The following is a 16,918-nucleotide window of genomic DNA, read 5'->3' as shown; positions in this document are numbered from 1 at the left end:
GCTGCTTTCCAAACGACGGCCCGACAATCCACACGATGATATCCACAACAAGGGCCGGCGAATCATTTCCCACGGGAGGAAGCATGAGCGTACGCGTCGGCGTGATCATGGGCTCTAAGTCGGACTGGTCGACTCTCTGCCATACCGTCGAGACCCTGGAAAAGCTGGGTATCGAGCATGAAACCAAGGTGGTCTCCGCCCACCGCACGCCGGATCTGCTGTTCGAATACGCCGAGACCGCCGCCGACCGTGGCCTGGAAGTGATCATCGCCGGCGCCGGTGGCGCCGCGCATCTGCCGGGCATGTGTGCCGCCAAGACGCGGCTGCCGGTACTCGGCGTGCCGGTCAAGTCGAGCACCCTTTCGGGGGTCGATTCGCTGCTCTCCATCGTCCAGATGCCGGCCGGCATTCCTACCGCGACGCTGGCGATCGGCCGCGCCGGGGCGATCAACGCCGCCCTGCTCGCCGCCGCCATGCTGGCCAATCACGACGAGCGCATCCGCGAAGCGCTGGAAGCCTACCGCGCCGAGCAGACGCGCAAGGTGCTCGACAACCCCGATCCTCGACCCGAAGACCAGGAGTGACCATGCGAATCGGCATCGTCGGCGGCGGTCAGCTCGGGCGCATGCTCGCCCAGGCCGGCGCCCCGCTGGACATACGCTTTACCTTCCTCGATCCCGGCAGCGAGCCGTGTGCCGCTGCGCACGGCGAGCATCTCCAGGCGGACTGGCAGGATCCGGAAGCGCTGAACACGCTGACCGCGACCTGCGACGCCATCACCTTCGAATTCGAGAACGTGCCGGCCGAAGCCGTCGAGCGTCTGGCCGAGCAGCGCCCGGCGTTTCCGCCCGCCTCGGCGCTGGCTACGGCGCGGGACCGCTGGCTGGAGAAATCACTGTTTCGCGCGCTGGATATCGATGTACCGCCGATCGCCCGGATCGACAGCCAGACCGATATCGATACCGCGGTGAGCGAAATCGGTCTGCCGGTGGTGATCAAGACCCGCACCATGGGCTACGACGGCAAGGGCCAGAAAGTGCTGCGCGGGCCGGAAGACGTCGCCGGGACGTTCGACGAGCTGGGCGGCGTGCCGCTGATTCTCGAAGGCTTCATCGATTTCGACCATGAAATTTCGGTGATCGCCGTGCGCGGTCGCGATGGCGAGATCCGACACTGGCCGGTGGTCCGCAACGAGCACCGCCAGGGCATTCTGCACTGCTCGGTGCCGCAGGCTTCCCACCCGCTGCAGGCGCAGGCGGAAGATTACGCCAGCCGGGTCATGAACGAGCTCGACTATGTCGGGGTGATGGCGTTCGAGTTCTTCGTCACCGCCGCCGGCCTGCTGGCCAACGAGATCGCGCCGCGGGTTCACAACTCGGGCCACTGGAGCATCGAAGGCGCGGTGACCAGCCAGTTCGAGAACCACGTGCGCGCTATCGCCGGGCTGCCGCTGGGCGAGACCGACCGCCTGGCGCCGTGCGCGATGCTCAACGTGATCGGCGCCTTCCCCGCGCGCGACGCCGTGCTCGCCCTGCCCGGCACCCGCTGGCACGACTACGGCAAGGCGCCCCGGCCAGGCCGCAAGATCGGCCATATCACCGTGCTGGCCAGCGACGACGAGACACTGAAAACCCGCATCGCGGCCGTCGAGGCGCTGCTGGTCAACGATCTGGGTTGAGTTCGAGACACCCGCAGCGAGTGCGCGAAAAAAGCCCCGATGTCGGCTCGAGCTGACATCGGGGCTTTTCGTTATCGAAGCTTTTCGTTATCGGCGCTTATCGCTACCAGCGCCTGTCGTTGACGACAGCAACGGTTGCGCATTCGCCAACCGCTGGCGGATTACTCTTTTTCTGTCGTGAACATGTGCTTCTGCAGGTAGTTCTGGATGCCGACCTTGTCGATCAGGCCCAGCTCCGCTTCCAGCTTGTCGATGTGCTCTTCTTCGTCGTCGAGGATCTTGATGAACAGATCGCGACTGACGTAATCGCGGACGGATTCACAGTAGGGGATCGCTTCCTGCAGGTCGGCCCGGGCCTTGTGCTCGATCTTGAGATCGCTCTGGAGCATCTCCTGGCAGTTCTCGCCGATGTTGAGCTTGCCGAGATCCTGCAGATTGGGAATACCTTCCAGGAACAGGATGCGCTCGATCAGCCGGTCGGCATGCTGCATCTCTTCGATCGATTCTTCGTACTCCCACTTGGCCAGCACGCTGAATCCCCAGTCCTTGTACATCTTGCTGTGCAGGAAGTACTGGTTGATCGCGACCAGCTCGTTGCCGAGCACCGTATTGAGATAGGAAATGACCTTGGCGTCGCCTTTCATTGTCGTGTTCTCCTCACTGCCTCGAGCCACTGGGATCGAGTGATTGATAGTCGGCGATGGGAGGCACGCTTGGCCACGCACTCCCGCATGAATCACGCTACCACAACTGGCAGCGTCGATCCGATAGCGGCAGTATCCCTCAGGGGAAGAATAAATAACAAGTATTACAGTAGGTTACGACACACTCTCATCTGCAATCGATTGGCAGATGAGAACACGGCTGATAACGAATCGCGCTATCGAATGACGACTCCTGGCGTCGCAGCCAACGTGGAAACCAAGCGGAATCAATGGGAAGCACGGCGCCGAGCGCGAGAACCCGGCTCAGACCGCGTAGGCGAGATCCAGATCCATCGTCAATTCCTGACTGATCGCCTCGCGCATGACGCTCTTGCCGGTGCAGGCACACTTGCCGCACTGGCCGGCACAGCCGGTCGTCTCGCGCACTTCGCGCCAGCTGCGAGCGCCGTCCGAAACGGCATTTGCGATATCGCGGTCGGTGACCCCTACACAGAGACAGACGTACACGGAAGAGCCTCACTGGTAACGAGATAGCAAATGTAAATGATTCGCATAGGCAATTTCAACCCGGAATCACAATCATCTCGCCGAGAATACTCGTCGGTGGCTTAACGGAACCTGAGCTCGCGCCGGGACCTTCGACCTGCGGAGACGAAAACGCCGCGCCCCTTTCGGGTCGCGGCGTTTCGGTGATCCACTGTCATGATGTCGGTCAGAACCTGGCCACGACCTGGCGAGCTAGAGCCAAACGAGGCGAAAACACTTGAGGAAAGGACCGGGCTCGCGCACGAGTCTACCTGGGGCTAAATGAGCATTCCGATAGTGCTTTCAACCCTGTTTGGCCGACGTGCAGCAGATTGTAGCCAGGCTCTCAGCCGGTACGGCGCAGCAGCCAGAAGCCCAGCAGATAGCAGGTGGCCGTCGGCACCACCACCGCCAGCGAAGGCGAAAAGCCGAACAGCACCGACGCCGGCGCCAACAGATCCTGCAGGTACTTGAAGGTCAGGCCGACGATCACGCCGTAGAAGATTCGCGTTCCCGCCGCCACGCTGCGCAGCGGGCCGAACACGAACGAGGCGGCCAGTAGCACCAGCCCGGCCAGCGTCACCGGAAGCAGACTCTTCTGCCAGAAATAGAGCAGTGGCTGCGTCGCTTCCTGTCCCTGGGCCTGCAGATAATCGGCATAGCGCCACAGACTTCTCATCGGCTGGCTGTCCAGCGGTCGCAGCAGTCGATTGAGCTGCGAAGGCGTCAGCGCAGTTTCCCAGGTCTCGGTGGGCAACGTTTCGGCACTCGTCCTGCCATCCTCGAAATGGGTCACCTCGACATCTTCCAACGTCCAGCTGCCGTCGTTCCAGACGGCGCGGGCCGCCTGGGTGGCCTCGACCAGCTGCTGACCGTCGAACCGGTACCAGGTGACGTTGATCAAGGTATCGTCGGCGCGAATCGTGCCGAAGCGATAGAAGTTGTCGCCCTCTCGCTGCCAGCCGCCTCGATGAGACAGCACTGCATCCGAGCCCTCGGACTGTTCCAGCCGCCACGCTTCGGCCCGCTGCTCGGTGGCCGGCCCGACGAACTCCCCGATCGCCATGGTGATCAGGATCACCAGCACCAGCGGCTTGAGCACGCCCAGCAGGATCCGGCCCAACGAACGGCCGGACGCCCGCATCACCGTCAATTCGTTGCTGGACGCCATCGATCCCAGCCCGACCAGTGCACCGATCAGCACCGCCACCGGCGCGTATTCGTAGAACCGCCAAGGCAGCCGCATGATCAGATAGATCAGCACGTCCAGGGCGGTGTAGTTGCCGGAGACATCCCCCAGGTCGTTGATGTAGGAGATCACCAGATCCAGTCCCAGCACCATGACCTGAACGACCAGCATCGCGCCCAGCACGCTGCGGGCGATGTAACGGTCGAGACGATCGATCAGCATCAGCGGCCTCCCTGCGTCTGGTCGCGTCGCAGCAGGAACAGACCGAGCACGAGATAAACCGCGTGAATCGGCCACATGCCGATGCTCGCCGGCAGGCTGCCCCGCGCGATCGCGTCCTGCGCCGCCAGCAGCAGGCTGAGATAGCTGACATGCAGAAAGATCGCCGGCAGCAGTTTGGCGAAACGGCCCTGGCGCGGATTGACCCGCGACAGCGGCAGCGCCAGCAGCGTCAGGATGGGAATCATCAACGGCATCGATAGCCGCCACTGCAGTTGCGCCATGGAGTCGTCGTCGCCATCGGCGATCAGCGCGGGCGTGGTCATCAACTCGCTATCCTGGTCGAGTTCGGTGGGCTCGTCGGTTGCCAGGCGCACCCCGTAGCTGCCGAATACCAGCTTCTCCGCCACCCGGCTGCCGGGATCGACGCTGTAGCGTTGACCGTTCTCGAGCACCAGATAGCGGCTGCCGGTATCGGGATCGGTGGTTTGATAGCCGCTCTCGGCTCGCGTCACCACCTGCTGCGGCGAACCATCGCCACCGCTCTGGTATTCGCTGATGAACACGCCCTGCATGCGGGAATTGTCGCTGCTGAGCGATTGGGTATAGGCGGTTCGGTCATCGCCGAAATCCTGGAAGCGCCCGGGTGTCAGCAGCGAAAAGTCGAGCCGGCTCTGCTGTTCGTCGATCAGGCGCTCGTTGTGCGCGGCACCGGCGGGCGTCAGCCACAGGCTACACACTCCGACCAGCACGGCGATGAGCGTCGCCGGCAGCAACGTGACCTGCAGTAGCCGATTGGGGCTGATCCCGCAGGCCACCAGCACCGTGATCTCGCTGTTGAGATAGAGCTGACCGTAGGCAAGCAGGATCGCCAGGAAGAACGACAGCGGCAGCACCAGCTCCAGAAAGCTCGGCATGTGAAAGAGCATCAACGTGCCCAGCGCGCTGAGCGGAAGCTCGCCCTGAGCCGCATCGGTGAAGTAGCGGATGAAACGACTGCCCATGATCACCAGCAGCAGCACGCCTGCCACTGCCGACATCGTCAGCAGAATCTCGCGTGTCAAATAGCGGAATACGATCAAACTCAACTCCTGGCAACATCTACACCTGATTTGGCTTCCTGCCGCGACCGGCCTCGTCGGCCACGCCCTCCGACGGCGTGGATCGTTACCCCGTTGCCGCCGAGGCGCCCTGGCGGCGATACGGTTTGTGCAACGCGCTTCGGCTTTGCGTAGACTGGCCGCATCGATGGGCCTTTCGTCGGCGGCAGCGAGTTTGGGCCTTCGAGTTCAATTTTGGTACCCATTTTCGGTACCCATTCAGGCGCCAACCGTCATTGCCGCGCAGATTCGTTCGGCGCCATTATCCTGAATCACCACTCGCTTGTCTTGTTACCGACAGGCTTGTCCGCTCAATCGTTCATTGGAGACGACATGGAATTTTCCGTACTGACCGTCAATCCGGCCAAGGTCGAGACAGCCTGCCTCGTGGTACCGCTGTTTCAGGATGGCGATCTGCTGTCCGCCGCTGCCAAGCTGGATGACGCCAGCGAGCGCTTGATCGCACAACTGGTCGAGCGCGGCGATTTCACCCCGGAGCTGGCCAATGTCCAGTTGATCCCGTTCGCGCCGGGCCTCGCCGCCGAGCGACTGCTGCTGGTCGGCCTGGGCAAGCGCGAAACCTTCAATGAAGGCGCCCTGCGCAAGTCGCTGGACGCCGCTTTCACCACGCTCGCCAAACTGCCGGTCGACAGCGCCGCCGTCGCCTTCGCGGACGCCGAGGTCGAGGATCGCGACGTCGCCTGGAACGCGCAGATGACCCTGGAATCGGCGACCCGCGCCGTCTATCGCTTCACCCAATGCAAGTCGACGCAGTCTCCGGCCCCGCAGCTGCGCACGATCGAACTGCTGGTCAGCGAGACGAACCAGGCCGATAGCGCCAAGGCCGGAGCCCGCATCGGTGCGGCACTGGGCGATGGGGTCAACCTGGCCCGTACGCTGGGCAACCTGCCCGGCAACATCTGCACCCCGACCTATCTGGCCAATCAGGCCGAGACGATGGCGGCGGAATCCGCCGGCTCGCTGGATGTCGAGATTCTCGACGAAGCCGAGCTCGAGGCGCTCGGTGCCCACTCGCTGCTGGCCGTGGGCCGAGGCAGCGCGGAGCCCTCCAAGCTGATCGTGATGAAGTACCAGGGCGCGGACAACGCCGAAGAGTCGCCTCACGTGCTGGTCGGCAAGGGTATCACCTTCGACACCGGCGGCATTTCGCTCAAGGCCGGTGCCGGCATGGACGAGATGAAATTCGACATGTGTGGTGCCGCCAGCGTATTCGGCGCCATGAAAAGCGTGATCGCCCTGAAACCGAAGCTCAACGTGGTGGCGATCGTTGCCAGCGCCGAGAACATGCCGGACGGTCGCGCGATCAAGCCGGGCGACATCGTCACCACGCTAAAGGGGCTGACGGTCGAGATTCTCAATACCGACGCCGAGGGACGTCTGGTGCTGTGCGATGCATTGACCTACGCCGAGCGTTTCGAGCCGGCCAGCGTCGTCGATGTCGCCACGCTCACCGGCGCGTGCGTCATCGCGCTGGGCGATCATGCCAGCGGGCTGTTCTCCAACGACGACGATCTCGCGCTGGACCTGCTCGAAGCCGGCGAGGCCTCCTGGGATCGCGCCTGGCACATGCCGCTGTGGGATGACTACCAGCAGCAGCTGGACTCCAACTTCGCCGATCTCGCCAATATCGGCGGCCGGCCGGCCGGCAGCATCACCGCCGCCTGCTTCCTGTCACGCTTCGCCGACAAGTATCCATGGGCACACCTCGATATCGCCGGCACCGGCTGGGACAGCGGCAAGCAGAAAGGCGCCACCGGTCGCCCGGTAGGCCTGCTGACCCGCTACCTGCTGGATCGCGAGAGCGAATTGGTGGTGACGCCGGAAGCCTGATCCGTACAGAGAGCCCAAGCCGTCAATCTGGACAGGCCAAGCCGTCAATCTGGACAGGCCAAGCCATCAGTGCAGAAAGACTGCGCGCAGGGCGTCGAAGGATAAGCCCGGGCGCCCTCTTCGCAGCCAACGCTTTGCATGCTAATTTCAATCTGTCCGCTGCCCGGTGATCCGGGCAGTTCCCTACCGAAGTCATCGACCGCCTGGCGTCCCGCTCGAGTCGTCAGGCAGCATGGACTGTCAGGAGAAGTCGCAGTGTCCACTTCAGGTTTCGAAGCCCGCCTTGCATCCAATCCGCTCGATGCCGCTCTACGCAACGAGATTCTTGCCAACCCGGGCTTCGGCCGCTACTTCACCGACCACATGGTGCACGTACGCTGGACCAGGGCCGGCGGCTGGCAGCGCGGCGAGATTCGCCCTTACGGGCCGCTGCTGATCGACCCGGCGTCTCCAGTGCTGCATTACGGTCAGGAGATCTTCGAAGGTATCAAGGCCTACCGTCACGCCGATGGCTCGGTCTGGACCTTCCGCCCGGAGAAGAACGCGGCACGCTTCCGCGCCTCCGCCCGTCGCCTCGCCCTGCCGGAACTCGACGACGAGACTTTCCTCGGATCGCTCAAGACGCTGGTTGCCCAGGATGTCGACTGGGTCCCGACGCCGAAGAACGAGGCCGAGGAGTGCAGTCTCTACCTGCGCCCGTTCATGATCGGCAATGGCAAGTCGCTGGGCGTCAAGCCGGCGGCCGAAGTCGACTACTATCTTATCGCCTCGCCGGCTGCGGCCTACTTCAAGGGCGGCGGCAAGCCGGTCTCGATCTGGCTCTCCCAGCACTACAACCGCGCCGCGCCCGGCGGCACCGGTTTCGCCAAGTGCGGTGGCAATTACGCCGCGTCGCTGCTGGCTCAGGCCGAGGCCGAAAGCCATGGTTGCGATCAGGTCGCGTTTCTCGATGCGGCGGAGAACAAGTGGATCGAAGAGCTGGGCGGCATGAACCTGTTCTTCGTCTATCGCGATGGTCGTCTGGTCACGCCGGCGCTGACCGGCACGATTCTGGAAGGTGTTACCCGCGATTCCATCCTGGAGCTGGCCCGCGATGCCGGCCTCACGCCGGAAGAGCGACCGATCAGCATCGACGAATGGCGTGACGGCGTTGCCAACGGCGACATCGTCGAGGTGTTCGCCTGCGGTACCGCCGCCGTCATCACCCAGATCGGCCAGCTGGTGACCGAAAGCGACCGCATCGTCACGCCGCCGATCGAAGGCGAAGCGGTCAGCGCCAAGCTGCGCAAGCGCCTGCTGGACATCCAGTACGGCCGCAGCGAAGACACTCGCGGCTGGCTGATGCAACTGGCCTGACGCGACTGACCCGATGCAATCGGCCTGAGGCAATCTGACTGATGCGATAGGCCCGGTGCGAAGGGAAAGATTTCGTCCTACGCTGACACCGTGCCACACGTCGAGCCTCAGATCGTAGACCCGAAACGACCGCCCACCGGCGGTCGCTTCGTCTCGAGAGTTCGACGATCCATTTGCGAAAGGAGGATGTGATGAAACCCGTGATGATCATTACCGGCGCCGGCCGCGGCATCGGCGCCGCCACCGCCATCATGGCCGCCCAGAAAGGCTATGCCGTGGCCGTCAACTATCGCAGCGACAAGGCCTCCGCCGACAAGGTGGTCGCCGAGATCGAAGCCGACGGCGGTCGCGCGATCGCGATCCAGGCGGACGTCGTCGATGAAGCCGCCATCGTTGCCATGTTCGAGACCGTCGACCGCGAGCTGGGCCGGGTCGACGTTCTGGTCAACAACGCCGGCATCGTCGACCAGATCAGCCGCGTCGACGAAATGAGCTTCGAGCGCATCGATCGGATGATGAAGATCAACGTCGTCGGCCCATTCATCTGCGCCCGCGAAGCGATCAAGCGCATGTCCACCAGGCACGGCGGCAACGGCGGTGCCATCGTCAACGTCGGCTATGCGGCCTCCCACCTCGGCGGCTCGGGGGAATACGTCGACTACGCCGCCTCCAAGGGCGCCATCGATACCATGACCGAGGGGCTTTCGAAGGAAGTCGCCGGCGAAGGCATTCGCGTCAACACCATCCGGCCCGGCGTCATCCGCACCACCATTCATGCCAGCGGCGGCAACCCTGACAAGCCCGACATCGCCGGCTCGGTGATCCCGATGGGTCGCATCGGCGAGCCGGAGGAGATCGCCAACGGCATTCTGTGGCTGGCCGAGGCGGGGTTCACGACGGGTGCACTCATCGACATCGACGGCGGCGTTTAAGAGAGGTCGGGCCTGCGCGAGCGATTGGCGCCGACTCAGTGACGAGATGCTGAATCCAGCTTCGCGATGCTCATTGAAGAACCCTCGACTGCGCTCGCTTGGCTGGATTCGCCTTGCCTGAGGCTAGCTCGCGCAATCGCTCGGGTTCGCTTGAGACCCCTCATCTCGCTCGGTATCGAGTCGGGTAACATTGGTAACTCGTAACCCTGGCCCGAAGCTCTCCATCAACGGAATGTCATGACCAAAGTCGATTTCTACATCCTGCCCGATACCACGCTGGAAGCCCGGCTGACCTTCGCCTGCCGACTGGCGGAGACGATCTATCGCAAGGGTTATCAGCTGCATATCCACACCCAGGACGAAACCATGGCTCGCGAACTCGACGAACTGTTGTGGACGTTCCGAGAGGAGAGCTACGTCCCGCATCGCGTCGCGGGCGATGCCATGGATCCGCCACCGCCAGTGACGATCGGCTGGGAAGCCGTACCGGAGCCCGGCGTACAGGCGATGCTCAATCTGAACGACGAGATCCCCGAGTGGTTCTCGCGCCTGGAGCGTGTCGCCGAGATCATCAACCAGCACCAGGACGTGCTGCGCACCAAGCGCGCCTGCTGGAAGACCTACAAGGACCGGGGGTATCGGGTCGAGGCGCACAAGCTCTAGGGAAACACTGCATAAATGTCTGCGCGAACTCGGCGTCCCCGGCAAATCGCTTCGTTGTGCGGTGCCGGGGGCGCCGGTCCGATAGGAATCCTCACCTACACCCCTAGGCTCCGGTTCCTGTGCTCCGTACGCCTTGCGTTTTACTCCGCTCGTCGATTCATTCAGCGTTTCCTAGCAAAAGTGGCTGCGCTCGCCAACGTTTCGCAACGGTGCCGCCAAATAGAGTCCGGCGGACTCCCGCCATGACGCCGCCTGCCGCCAAAGGGTATAATCCCCGCCATTTTCGCTACGCCGCACCTCGCCCCTCGCAAGCCGGGTGTGCCGCGTGTCGTCGCCACTCATTGCCGAGCCCGATAGCCGCCATGGACAAGACGTACCAACCCGATCAGATCGAAACCCGCTGGTATGAACGCTGGGAAGCCGACAACCGTTTCGCCCCGAGCGGCGAAGGCGAGCCATTCTCGATCATGATCCCGCCGCCCAACGTGACCGGCAGCCTGCACATGGGCCACGCGTTCCAGGACACGATCATGGACACGCTGGTGCGCTGGAAACGCATGCGTGGCAACAACACGCTGTGGCAGGTGGGGACGGATCACGCCGGCATCGCCACCCAGATGCTGGTCGAGCGCAAGCTGGCGGCAGAGACCGGCCAGACGCGCCACGATCTGGGCCGCGAGGCGTTCACCGACAAGATCTGGGAATGGAAGGCAGAGTCCGGCGGGCATATCACCCGCCAGCTACGCCGCATGGGTTCCAGCGTCGACTGGAGCCGCGAGCGCTTCACCATGGATGACGGCTTCTACCAGGCGGTGCAGGAAGTGTTCGTGCGGCTGCATGACGAGGGGCTGATCTACCGCGGCAAGCGCCTGGTCAACTGGGACCCGACGCTTCACACCGCGATTTCCGATCTCGAAGTCGAGAACCGCGAGCAGCAGGGTCAGTTCTGGCACTTCCGCTATCCGCTGGCCGGTGGCGCCAGGACCGCCGATGGCAGGGACTATCTGGTCGTTGCCACCACACGCCCGGAGACGCTGCTCGGCGACACCGGGGTGGCGGTCAATCCCGAAGATCCGCGCTACGCTTCGCTGATCGGCAAGTTCATCGAGCTGCCGCTGGTCGGTCGTCGGATTCCGGTGATCGCCGACGAACATGCCGACATGGAAAAGGGATCGGGCTGCGTCAAGATCACCCCCGCCCACGACTTCAACGACTACGAAGTCGGCAAGCGCCACGACCATGCGTTGATCAACGTCTTTTCCCAGGATGCCACGGTGCTCGAGCGCGCCGAGGTGTTCGATCTGCAGGGCCGCCCGCTGCCCGACATCGACGCGACCCTGCCGGCGGCCTACGCCGGGCTGGATCGCTACGTCGCGCGCGAGCGGATCGTTGCCGACATGGACGCCGCCGGCCTGCTCGAACGGGTCGAGACGGTCACCAACACCCTCCCCTACGGCGACCGCTCCGGCGACGTCATCGAGCCGCTGCTGACGGACCAATGGTTCGTCGCGGTCGAGAAGCTGGCCAAGCCGGCGATCGAAGCCGTCGAAAACGGCGACATCGAGTTCGTGCCCAGGAACTACGAGAACATGTACTTCGCCTGGATGCGCGACCTGCAGGACTGGTGCATCTCCCGCCAGCTGTGGTGGGGCCATCGCATTCCCGCCTGGTACGACGCCGAGGGCAATGTGTTCGTCGCCCGCACCGAGACAGAGGCGCGCGAGAAGCACGGGATCGCCGCCGACGTCACGCTGACCCAGGACGACGACGTGCTCGACACCTGGTTCAGCTCCGGGCTGTGGACCTTCGGCACCCTGGGCTGGCCGGAGAAAACGCCGGAACTCGAGACCTTTCACCCCACCAGCGTACTGGTGACCGGTTTCGACATCATCTTCTTCTGGGTCGCGCGGATGATCATGCTGACCGGCCACTTCACCGGCGAGGTACCGTTCAAGACCGTCTACGTTCACGGCCTGGTGCGCGACGCCCAGGGCCAGAAGATGTCGAAGTCCAAGGGCAACGTGCTCGACCCGATCGATCTGATCGACGGCATCGATCTCGAAACCCTGGTGGCCAAGCGCACCGGCAACATGATGCAGCCGCAGAAAGCCCGCGCGATCGAGAAGGCGACCCGCAGCGAGTTTCCTGACGGCATCGAGTCGCACGGCACCGACGCGCTGCGCTACACCTTCCTGTCGCTGGCGACCACCGGTCGCGACATCAAGTTCGACATGGGCCGCCTCGACGGCTATCGCAACTTCTGCAACAAGCTGTGGAACGCTTCGCGCTATGTGCTGATGAACGCGGAAGACCAGGATGTCGGCCTCGGCGGCGAGAGCGTCGAGCTGTCACTGGCCGACCGCTGGATCATCTCGCGCCTGCAGCAGACCGAAGCCCAGGTCACCAAGGCGCTGGAAGAGTATCGCTTCGATCACGCCTCTCAGGCGCTCTACGACTTCGTCTGGAACGAGTACTGCGACTGGTATCTGGAGCTCTCCAAGCCGGTACTGTGGGACGAGAACGCCTCCATCGAGGCCAAGCGCGGCACTCGCCGCACGCTGGTCCGTGTGCTCGAGGTGATTCTCCGCCTGGCCCATCCGATGATGCCGTTCATCTCCGAGGAGATCTGGCAGCGCGTCGCACCGCTGGCGGGTACGATTTCCGATGCCTCAGGCGATAGCCTGATGACCCAGCCGTGGCCGGAGGCGGATGCTTCCCGGATCGACGAACAGTCGATCCGCGATATCGAATGGCTCAAGGGCGTGATCGTCGCGGTGCGCAATATCCGCGCCGAAATGAACATCGCCCCCGGCAAGCCGCTGGACGTCCTGCTGACCAAGGGCGCCACCGGCGATCGCGAGCGTCTCGACGCCAACCGTTTGTTCCTCTCCAAACTGGCCAAGCTCGAGAGCGTGACCTGGCTCGACGATCCGGCGCAGGCGCCGCTGTCGGCAACCCAACGGGTCGGCGATATGGAGGTGCTGGTGCCGATGGCCGATCTGATCGACAAGGATGCCGAGCTTGCGCGCCTCGCCAAGGAGATCGACAAGCAGGACAAGCTGATCGTCGGCATCGAGAAGAAGCTCGGCAACGAGAGCTTTACCGCCAAGGCGCCGGAGGCGGTGGTCGAGAAGGAGCGAGGCAAGCTCAAGGAGTATCTGGCCACCCGCCAGGTTCTGGTCGAGCAGCGGACCAAGATCATGGAGCTGTAAGCGCCGCGACAGGATGGACACCGCGCCACACCCGATATCACGCCGGACTGGATAGCGCGTCGATGTCGGCGTGGCGGGGAGCGGGACAAGCGCCTCCACCGGCCCAGGCCGTGGAGGCGTTTTGCACGCTGGTACTCGGAATCAGTTATCAAACACTGTTCCTTATGAATCGCTTAAATTATAATGCTCGCAGACGATTCACCCTGCGAGTGACCCATGAAAGTGCAATGGAAACGTTTGCTAGGCTTCAACCTGACCGGACTGATCCTGTTGCTGAGCTGGGCCCTGCCCCACGGGCTGCCCTGGACCGATCTGGATGATCGGATCTTCTGGACTTTCAATCAGTGGATAACGCCGGACAACGGACTATGGGATGACGTGCTGGCACTGCTCAATACGCGCTTCTTCGACGCGGCGTCATTTGCCGTGATGGGCGTACTGTTCAGTGTGGCCATGCGCCGCGATCCGCGGCCTGATCGATGGCGGCGCTGGCTCGGCATCGGCGTGACCATGCTGCTGACAGCCGGGGTGATCGCAGTGGTGACCAACAAGGCGATTACCTACGGCCACCCCAGTCCGACGCGTTTCTTCGCACACGCGGCCCATCTGACCGATATCGTCTCGATTCCGACCAAGGATAGCGCTTCGAACAGCTTTCCCGGCGATCACGGTTTGATGCTGATGATCTTCGCCGGCTTCATGCTGCGCTTCGCCGATCGGCGTACCGCCGGCTGGAGCGTTGCCTTCGTACTGCTGTTGAGCGCTCCCCGCATCATGGTTGGCGCGCACTGGTTCAGCGACGTCTACATGGGTGCGCTCAGCATTGCGCTGCTCGCCCTGCCGTGGGTCCTCTGCACCCCGGTGGCTGGCGGCATGACGAGGTTCGTCCAGCGTTGCCTGTCACGTCTGCCCCTGGCCCGTTGAGCCCGTGAACCAGGCTCGCCGCGGGTGCAAGATTGTCGGAAAATCTACGCCTCGTCGGTCTCCAGCGCACGTTCGACGCCCTGAGCCAGACGCTGCGCATTGCGAGATGCGGCGGTATCCAGATAGCCCTCGGCCACCACCTGGTCACGTCCGGCGGACTTGGCCGCGTAAAGGCGTCTGTCAGCCAGCTCGATCAGATCCCGCAGATGCAGCCCCTCATCGGAAGTCGCGATCCCCATCGACAGCGTCACCGATAGCTCGACCTTATCGAGGCGGCAGGGATGGTTCGCCAGCGAGTCGCGGATGCGCGTGGCAGCCGCAATGCTGTCGCTTTTTCCTGCGTCAGGGAGCAGCAGCAGAAACTCCTCCCCGCCTACCCGGCCGACGCTATCTTCACCGCGTAGCGATTCCCGCAACAGGGTGGCGAGATGGTAGAGCACCGCATCGCCCGTCGTATGACCATGATTGTCATTGATCTCCTTGAAGTGATCGGCATCTACCAGCACGACGGCGAAATCGCGCTGCGTCCGCCAATGGACGGAAGCCCGTTCGAAGATGGCACGCCGGTTGAGCACCCGCGTCAGCGAGTCGTACATGGCATCGCTGCGATAGCGATGTTCATGGTGATCGGTGATCGCCAGCATGCGAAGAATCACCACGCAGAGCATGACGAAGACAAGCGCCAGTCCCAGGTCGGAGAGCATCGTATCCACCGCCGATGACGTCGCATCCGTGCCGTGCAGCGGTGGCAGATGGAGTACGCCGAGCGTGATCGCGATCAGGCAGGCGGTGACCAGAATCTTGGTGCGGCGCCGGAGATCGGCCAGCATCAGCTCGACTTCGGCAAACAGCAGATAGTAGATCAAGCTGGTTTGATTGGCGGCAACGGCCACCCCGACGATGACGAAGACGAGAAACGTGCAAAGCTTTATCGTCAGGGCAGTGGCCACGAAAAGCCGGTGATGCAGCACCAGAGCCACCACATAAGCCGCCAGGCAGAGCAGATTGAGTCCGCCGAGCAGCGGGCGATCGACGAGAAACATCAGCGGCGCCACGGCCGCCTGAAGACAGAATGCCAGCAGATAGATCTCGGCCATGATCTCGAAGCTGCGTCGGCGCTCCGCAGCAAGAGCGTCGGGCGCCTTGGTACACCTTCGCCAGAGCTCGGTACATTTCTGCCGAATAGCAAAGAACAGGCTCCGCATGTGCGACTCGTTATTGTGTTGGGATATGACCCGTTTTCGAGAGCGGTTCCCGGGCTGGCTCCATGAAAGCGTCGATCAGCCGGGCGGAAATCAAAGACCGAGTATCGCCGGTTTTGACAAAAAACAACATTGTAATAACAGATATCGATCGTGTAGTCCTGGGACTACAAATCAAGCCGCGAATATTTGCCCCATGAAAAGAACGCCAGTTCTGGTAGCCTGAGTGCGCCGAACCGGCACCGGAACCTGAACGATACGGAACTCTGCTAATGCGCTTCCTGCACAATGAAGATCTCGGCAAGCTGTTGCTACGCCTGTGTGTCGGCGTCCTGATTCTGCTTCATGGCATCAGCAAGCTGATGGACCCCACCAGCCTCAACGGCATCGCTCAGCACTTGTCGGGAATGGGCCTGCCGTCGTTCGTCGCCTATGGCGTACTCATCGGTGAGATCGTCGCCCCGTTGATGGCGATCGTCGGTTGGCAAGCTCGTATCGGCGGGCTGTTGATGGCGGCAAACATGATCGTGGCACTGATTCTCGTCCACATGGGCCAGTTGTGGACACTCAACGGTCAGGGCGGCTGGACGCTGGAACTCCAGGGTATGTATCTGTTCGGCGCACTTGCGATCATGTTTCTGGGTAGCGGGCGCATGGCGGCCCGTCCGGACTGAACCCCGGGGATCGGCCGTCTCAGACGTCGAGCGTCGACAGGCGCCGATCCAGCAACTCGGGAAAGCGCTTGAACCAGCGCTGATTGAGTGGCGATGGGTGTGGCAGAGGTGCGAGGACGAAGCGCTTGCGCTCGCCGTCGTCGAGTGTCAGCTCGGTCACGTGCGTCACGCTGAAACGATCGTCCCGGGACCAGAAGGCTTCGAGTGCGTCGCGGATCTCTTTCGTCTGGCCGATTCCGAACCAGAAAAATGCTTCGCGCCCCAGCGTGATGATCTGATCGCCGCTCCACTGCCGCATCAGCAGCGCTGCCACCAGCGGCTGGAAACGCCGTTTCACCGCCATCGACCAGGCCTTGTTGCCGAGCGGTTTGTAGGGAACGGTGTTGATCCAGAACAGATCTTCGCCCACCGACAGTGATGCCTCGAAGTCCGGCAACGGACGCCCGTGACGGTGACGATAGAGCGCGTCCCGAACCTTCTGTCCGCCGGCGCCGACGAACGGCAACCCGATCTCGACCTCCTTCCTGCCGGGATCGCGCCCGAAGACGGCGAGCTTCGCCGCGCGGGGGCCCAGGCCGACGATGGGTGTCAGCGGATCTCGATCGAACTGACGATAGATCTCGCGATCCAGCCGCTCGAGATCGACCGCTTCTCGACGCATCGCGTCTTCGATATCGGCGGGAAGCGGTTTAGCCTGCCGCATCATGAGCCCTCCTTGGCTTTCGAAG

At 63.0% G+C, this 16,918-nt stretch carries 15 protein-coding genes; 9 read left to right on the top strand and 6 right to left on the bottom strand.

The genetic code is table 11. The features are described 5' to 3' along the window. Positions 1-83: 83 nt before the first annotated feature. Positions 84-584, top strand: coding sequence for a 5-(carboxyamino)imidazole ribonucleotide mutase (purE, locus tag BTW07_RS08135; protein WP_075562678.1), 501 nt, complete (start codon positions 84-86; stop codon positions 582-584). A gap of 2 nt (positions 585-586) precedes the next feature. Then, positions 587-1,678 (top strand): 5-(carboxyamino)imidazole ribonucleotide synthase, encoded by a 1,092-nt coding sequence (locus BTW07_RS08130; RefSeq protein ID WP_075569652.1) that lies wholly within the window; start codon positions 587-589, stop codon positions 1,676-1,678. Positions 1,679-1,839: 161 nt separating this feature from the next. Here BTW07_RS08130 and bfr read toward each other — a convergent pair whose 3' ends face one another. The 4 genes from bfr to lptF all read right to left on the bottom strand — a co-directional run bounded on the left by bfr (position 1,840) and on the right by lptF (position 5,358). After that, positions 1,840-2,322 carry a bacterioferritin gene (gene bfr, locus BTW07_RS08125; RefSeq protein WP_075562680.1) on the bottom strand — a complete coding sequence of 161 codons (483 nt, stop codon included), beginning with the start codon at positions 2,320-2,322 and terminating at the stop codon, positions 1,840-1,842. 324 nt (positions 2,323-2,646) lie between these two features. Next, entirely contained in the window at positions 2,647-2,850 is a 204-nt protein-coding gene (locus tag BTW07_RS08120; protein ID WP_075569651.1) for a (2Fe-2S)-binding protein, read from the bottom strand. Between the two features lie 364 nt (positions 2,851-3,214). Next, complete coding sequence (gene lptG, locus BTW07_RS08115) at positions 3,215-4,279, bottom strand: LPS export ABC transporter permease LptG (protein ID WP_075569650.1); 1,065 nt, start codon at positions 4,277-4,279, stop codon at positions 3,215-3,217. Further along, on the bottom strand, positions 4,279-5,358 hold the full coding sequence (lptF, locus tag BTW07_RS08110; RefSeq protein WP_075569649.1) for an LPS export ABC transporter permease LptF: 1,080 nt from the start codon (positions 5,356-5,358) through the stop codon (positions 4,279-4,281). Before lptF ends, lptG begins: the two co-directional genes overlap by 1 nt. Positions 5,359-5,709: 351 nt before the next feature. Between lptF and BTW07_RS08105 the strand changes: the two genes are divergently transcribed. From BTW07_RS08105 to BTW07_RS08080, 6 genes are all read left to right on the top strand, one after another. Then, complete coding sequence (locus BTW07_RS08105) at positions 5,710-7,227, top strand: leucyl aminopeptidase (protein ID WP_075569648.1); 1,518 nt, start codon at positions 5,710-5,712, stop codon at positions 7,225-7,227. 255 nt (positions 7,228-7,482) lie between these two features. Beyond that, positions 7,483-8,583, top strand: a complete 1,101-nt coding sequence (locus BTW07_RS08100) for a branched-chain amino acid aminotransferase (protein WP_232823856.1) — start codon at positions 7,483-7,485, stop codon at positions 8,581-8,583. Positions 8,584-8,774: 191 nt separating this feature from the next. Further along, positions 8,775-9,515 (top strand): SDR family oxidoreductase, encoded by a 741-nt coding sequence (locus BTW07_RS08095; protein WP_075569647.1) that lies wholly within the window; start codon positions 8,775-8,777, stop codon positions 9,513-9,515. Positions 9,516-9,752: 237 nt separating this feature from the next. Further along, on the top strand, positions 9,753-10,178 hold the full coding sequence (locus BTW07_RS08090; protein WP_075569646.1) for a DNA polymerase III subunit chi: 426 nt from the start codon (positions 9,753-9,755) through the stop codon (positions 10,176-10,178). Positions 10,179-10,540: 362 nt separating this feature from the next. Next, on the top strand, positions 10,541-13,390 hold the full coding sequence (locus tag BTW07_RS08085) for a valine--tRNA ligase (RefSeq protein WP_075569645.1): 2,850 nt from the start codon (positions 10,541-10,543) through the stop codon (positions 13,388-13,390). A gap of 216 nt (positions 13,391-13,606) precedes the next feature. Continuing rightward, positions 13,607-14,314 carry a phosphatase PAP2 family protein gene (locus tag BTW07_RS08080; RefSeq protein WP_075569644.1) on the top strand — a complete coding sequence of 236 codons (708 nt, stop codon included), beginning with the start codon at positions 13,607-13,609 and terminating at the stop codon, positions 14,312-14,314. 44 nt (positions 14,315-14,358) lie between these two features. On the opposite strand, the gene BTW07_RS08075 is transcribed toward BTW07_RS08080, so the two are convergent. Next, entirely contained in the window at positions 14,359-15,411 is a 1,053-nt protein-coding gene (locus tag BTW07_RS08075) for a GGDEF domain-containing protein (RefSeq protein WP_157958651.1), read from the bottom strand. 377 nt (positions 15,412-15,788) lie between these two features. Between BTW07_RS08075 and BTW07_RS08070 the strand changes: the two genes are divergently transcribed. Then, positions 15,789-16,190, top strand: a complete 402-nt coding sequence (locus BTW07_RS08070; protein ID WP_075569642.1) for a DoxX family protein — start codon at positions 15,789-15,791, stop codon at positions 16,188-16,190. A gap of 19 nt (positions 16,191-16,209) precedes the next feature. On the opposite strand, the gene BTW07_RS08065 is transcribed toward BTW07_RS08070, so the two are convergent. Continuing rightward, complete coding sequence (locus tag BTW07_RS08065; RefSeq protein WP_244158332.1) at positions 16,210-16,896, bottom strand: uracil-DNA glycosylase family protein; 687 nt, start codon at positions 16,894-16,896, stop codon at positions 16,210-16,212. Positions 16,897-16,918 lie beyond the last annotated feature (22 nt).

The sequence above is a fragment of the Salinicola socius genome (genome assembly GCF_001937195.1).
Taxonomy (GTDB): domain Bacteria; phylum Pseudomonadota; class Gammaproteobacteria; order Pseudomonadales; family Halomonadaceae; genus Salinicola; species Salinicola socius.
The sequence above is the reverse complement of the archived record's forward strand: the minus strand, read 5'-3'. Positions and strand labels throughout refer to the sequence as shown.

Coding starts and splice junctions, on each gene's coding strand:
- BTW07_RS08070 (WP_075569642.1), top strand. CDS start 15,789: ATGCGCTTCCTGCACAATGAAGATCTCGGCAAGCTGTTGCTACGCCTG.
- BTW07_RS08065 (WP_244158332.1), bottom strand. CDS start 16,896: ATGATGCGGCAGGCTAAACCGCTTCCCGCCGATATCGAAGACGCGATG.
- BTW07_RS08080 (WP_075569644.1), top strand. CDS start 13,607: ATGAAAGTGCAATGGAAACGTTTGCTAGGCTTCAACCTGACCGGACTG.
- BTW07_RS08090 (WP_075569646.1), top strand. CDS start 9,753: ATGACCAAAGTCGATTTCTACATCCTGCCCGATACCACGCTGGAAGCC.
- BTW07_RS08085 (WP_075569645.1), top strand. CDS start 10,541: ATGGACAAGACGTACCAACCCGATCAGATCGAAACCCGCTGGTATGAA.
- lptG (WP_075569650.1), bottom strand. CDS start 4,279: ATGCTGATCGATCGTCTCGACCGTTACATCGCCCGCAGCGTGCTGGGC.
- purE (WP_075562678.1), top strand. CDS start 84: ATGAGCGTACGCGTCGGCGTGATCATGGGCTCTAAGTCGGACTGGTCG.
- BTW07_RS08105 (WP_075569648.1), top strand. CDS start 5,710: ATGGAATTTTCCGTACTGACCGTCAATCCGGCCAAGGTCGAGACAGCC.
- BTW07_RS08095 (WP_075569647.1), top strand. CDS start 8,775: ATGAAACCCGTGATGATCATTACCGGCGCCGGCCGCGGCATCGGCGCC.
- BTW07_RS08075 (WP_157958651.1), bottom strand. CDS start 15,411: ATGGCCGAGATCTATCTGCTGGCATTCTGTCTTCAGGCGGCCGTGGCG.
- bfr (WP_075562680.1), bottom strand. CDS start 2,322: ATGAAAGGCGACGCCAAGGTCATTTCCTATCTCAATACGGTGCTCGGC.
- BTW07_RS08130 (WP_075569652.1), top strand. CDS start 587: ATGCGAATCGGCATCGTCGGCGGCGGTCAGCTCGGGCGCATGCTCGCC.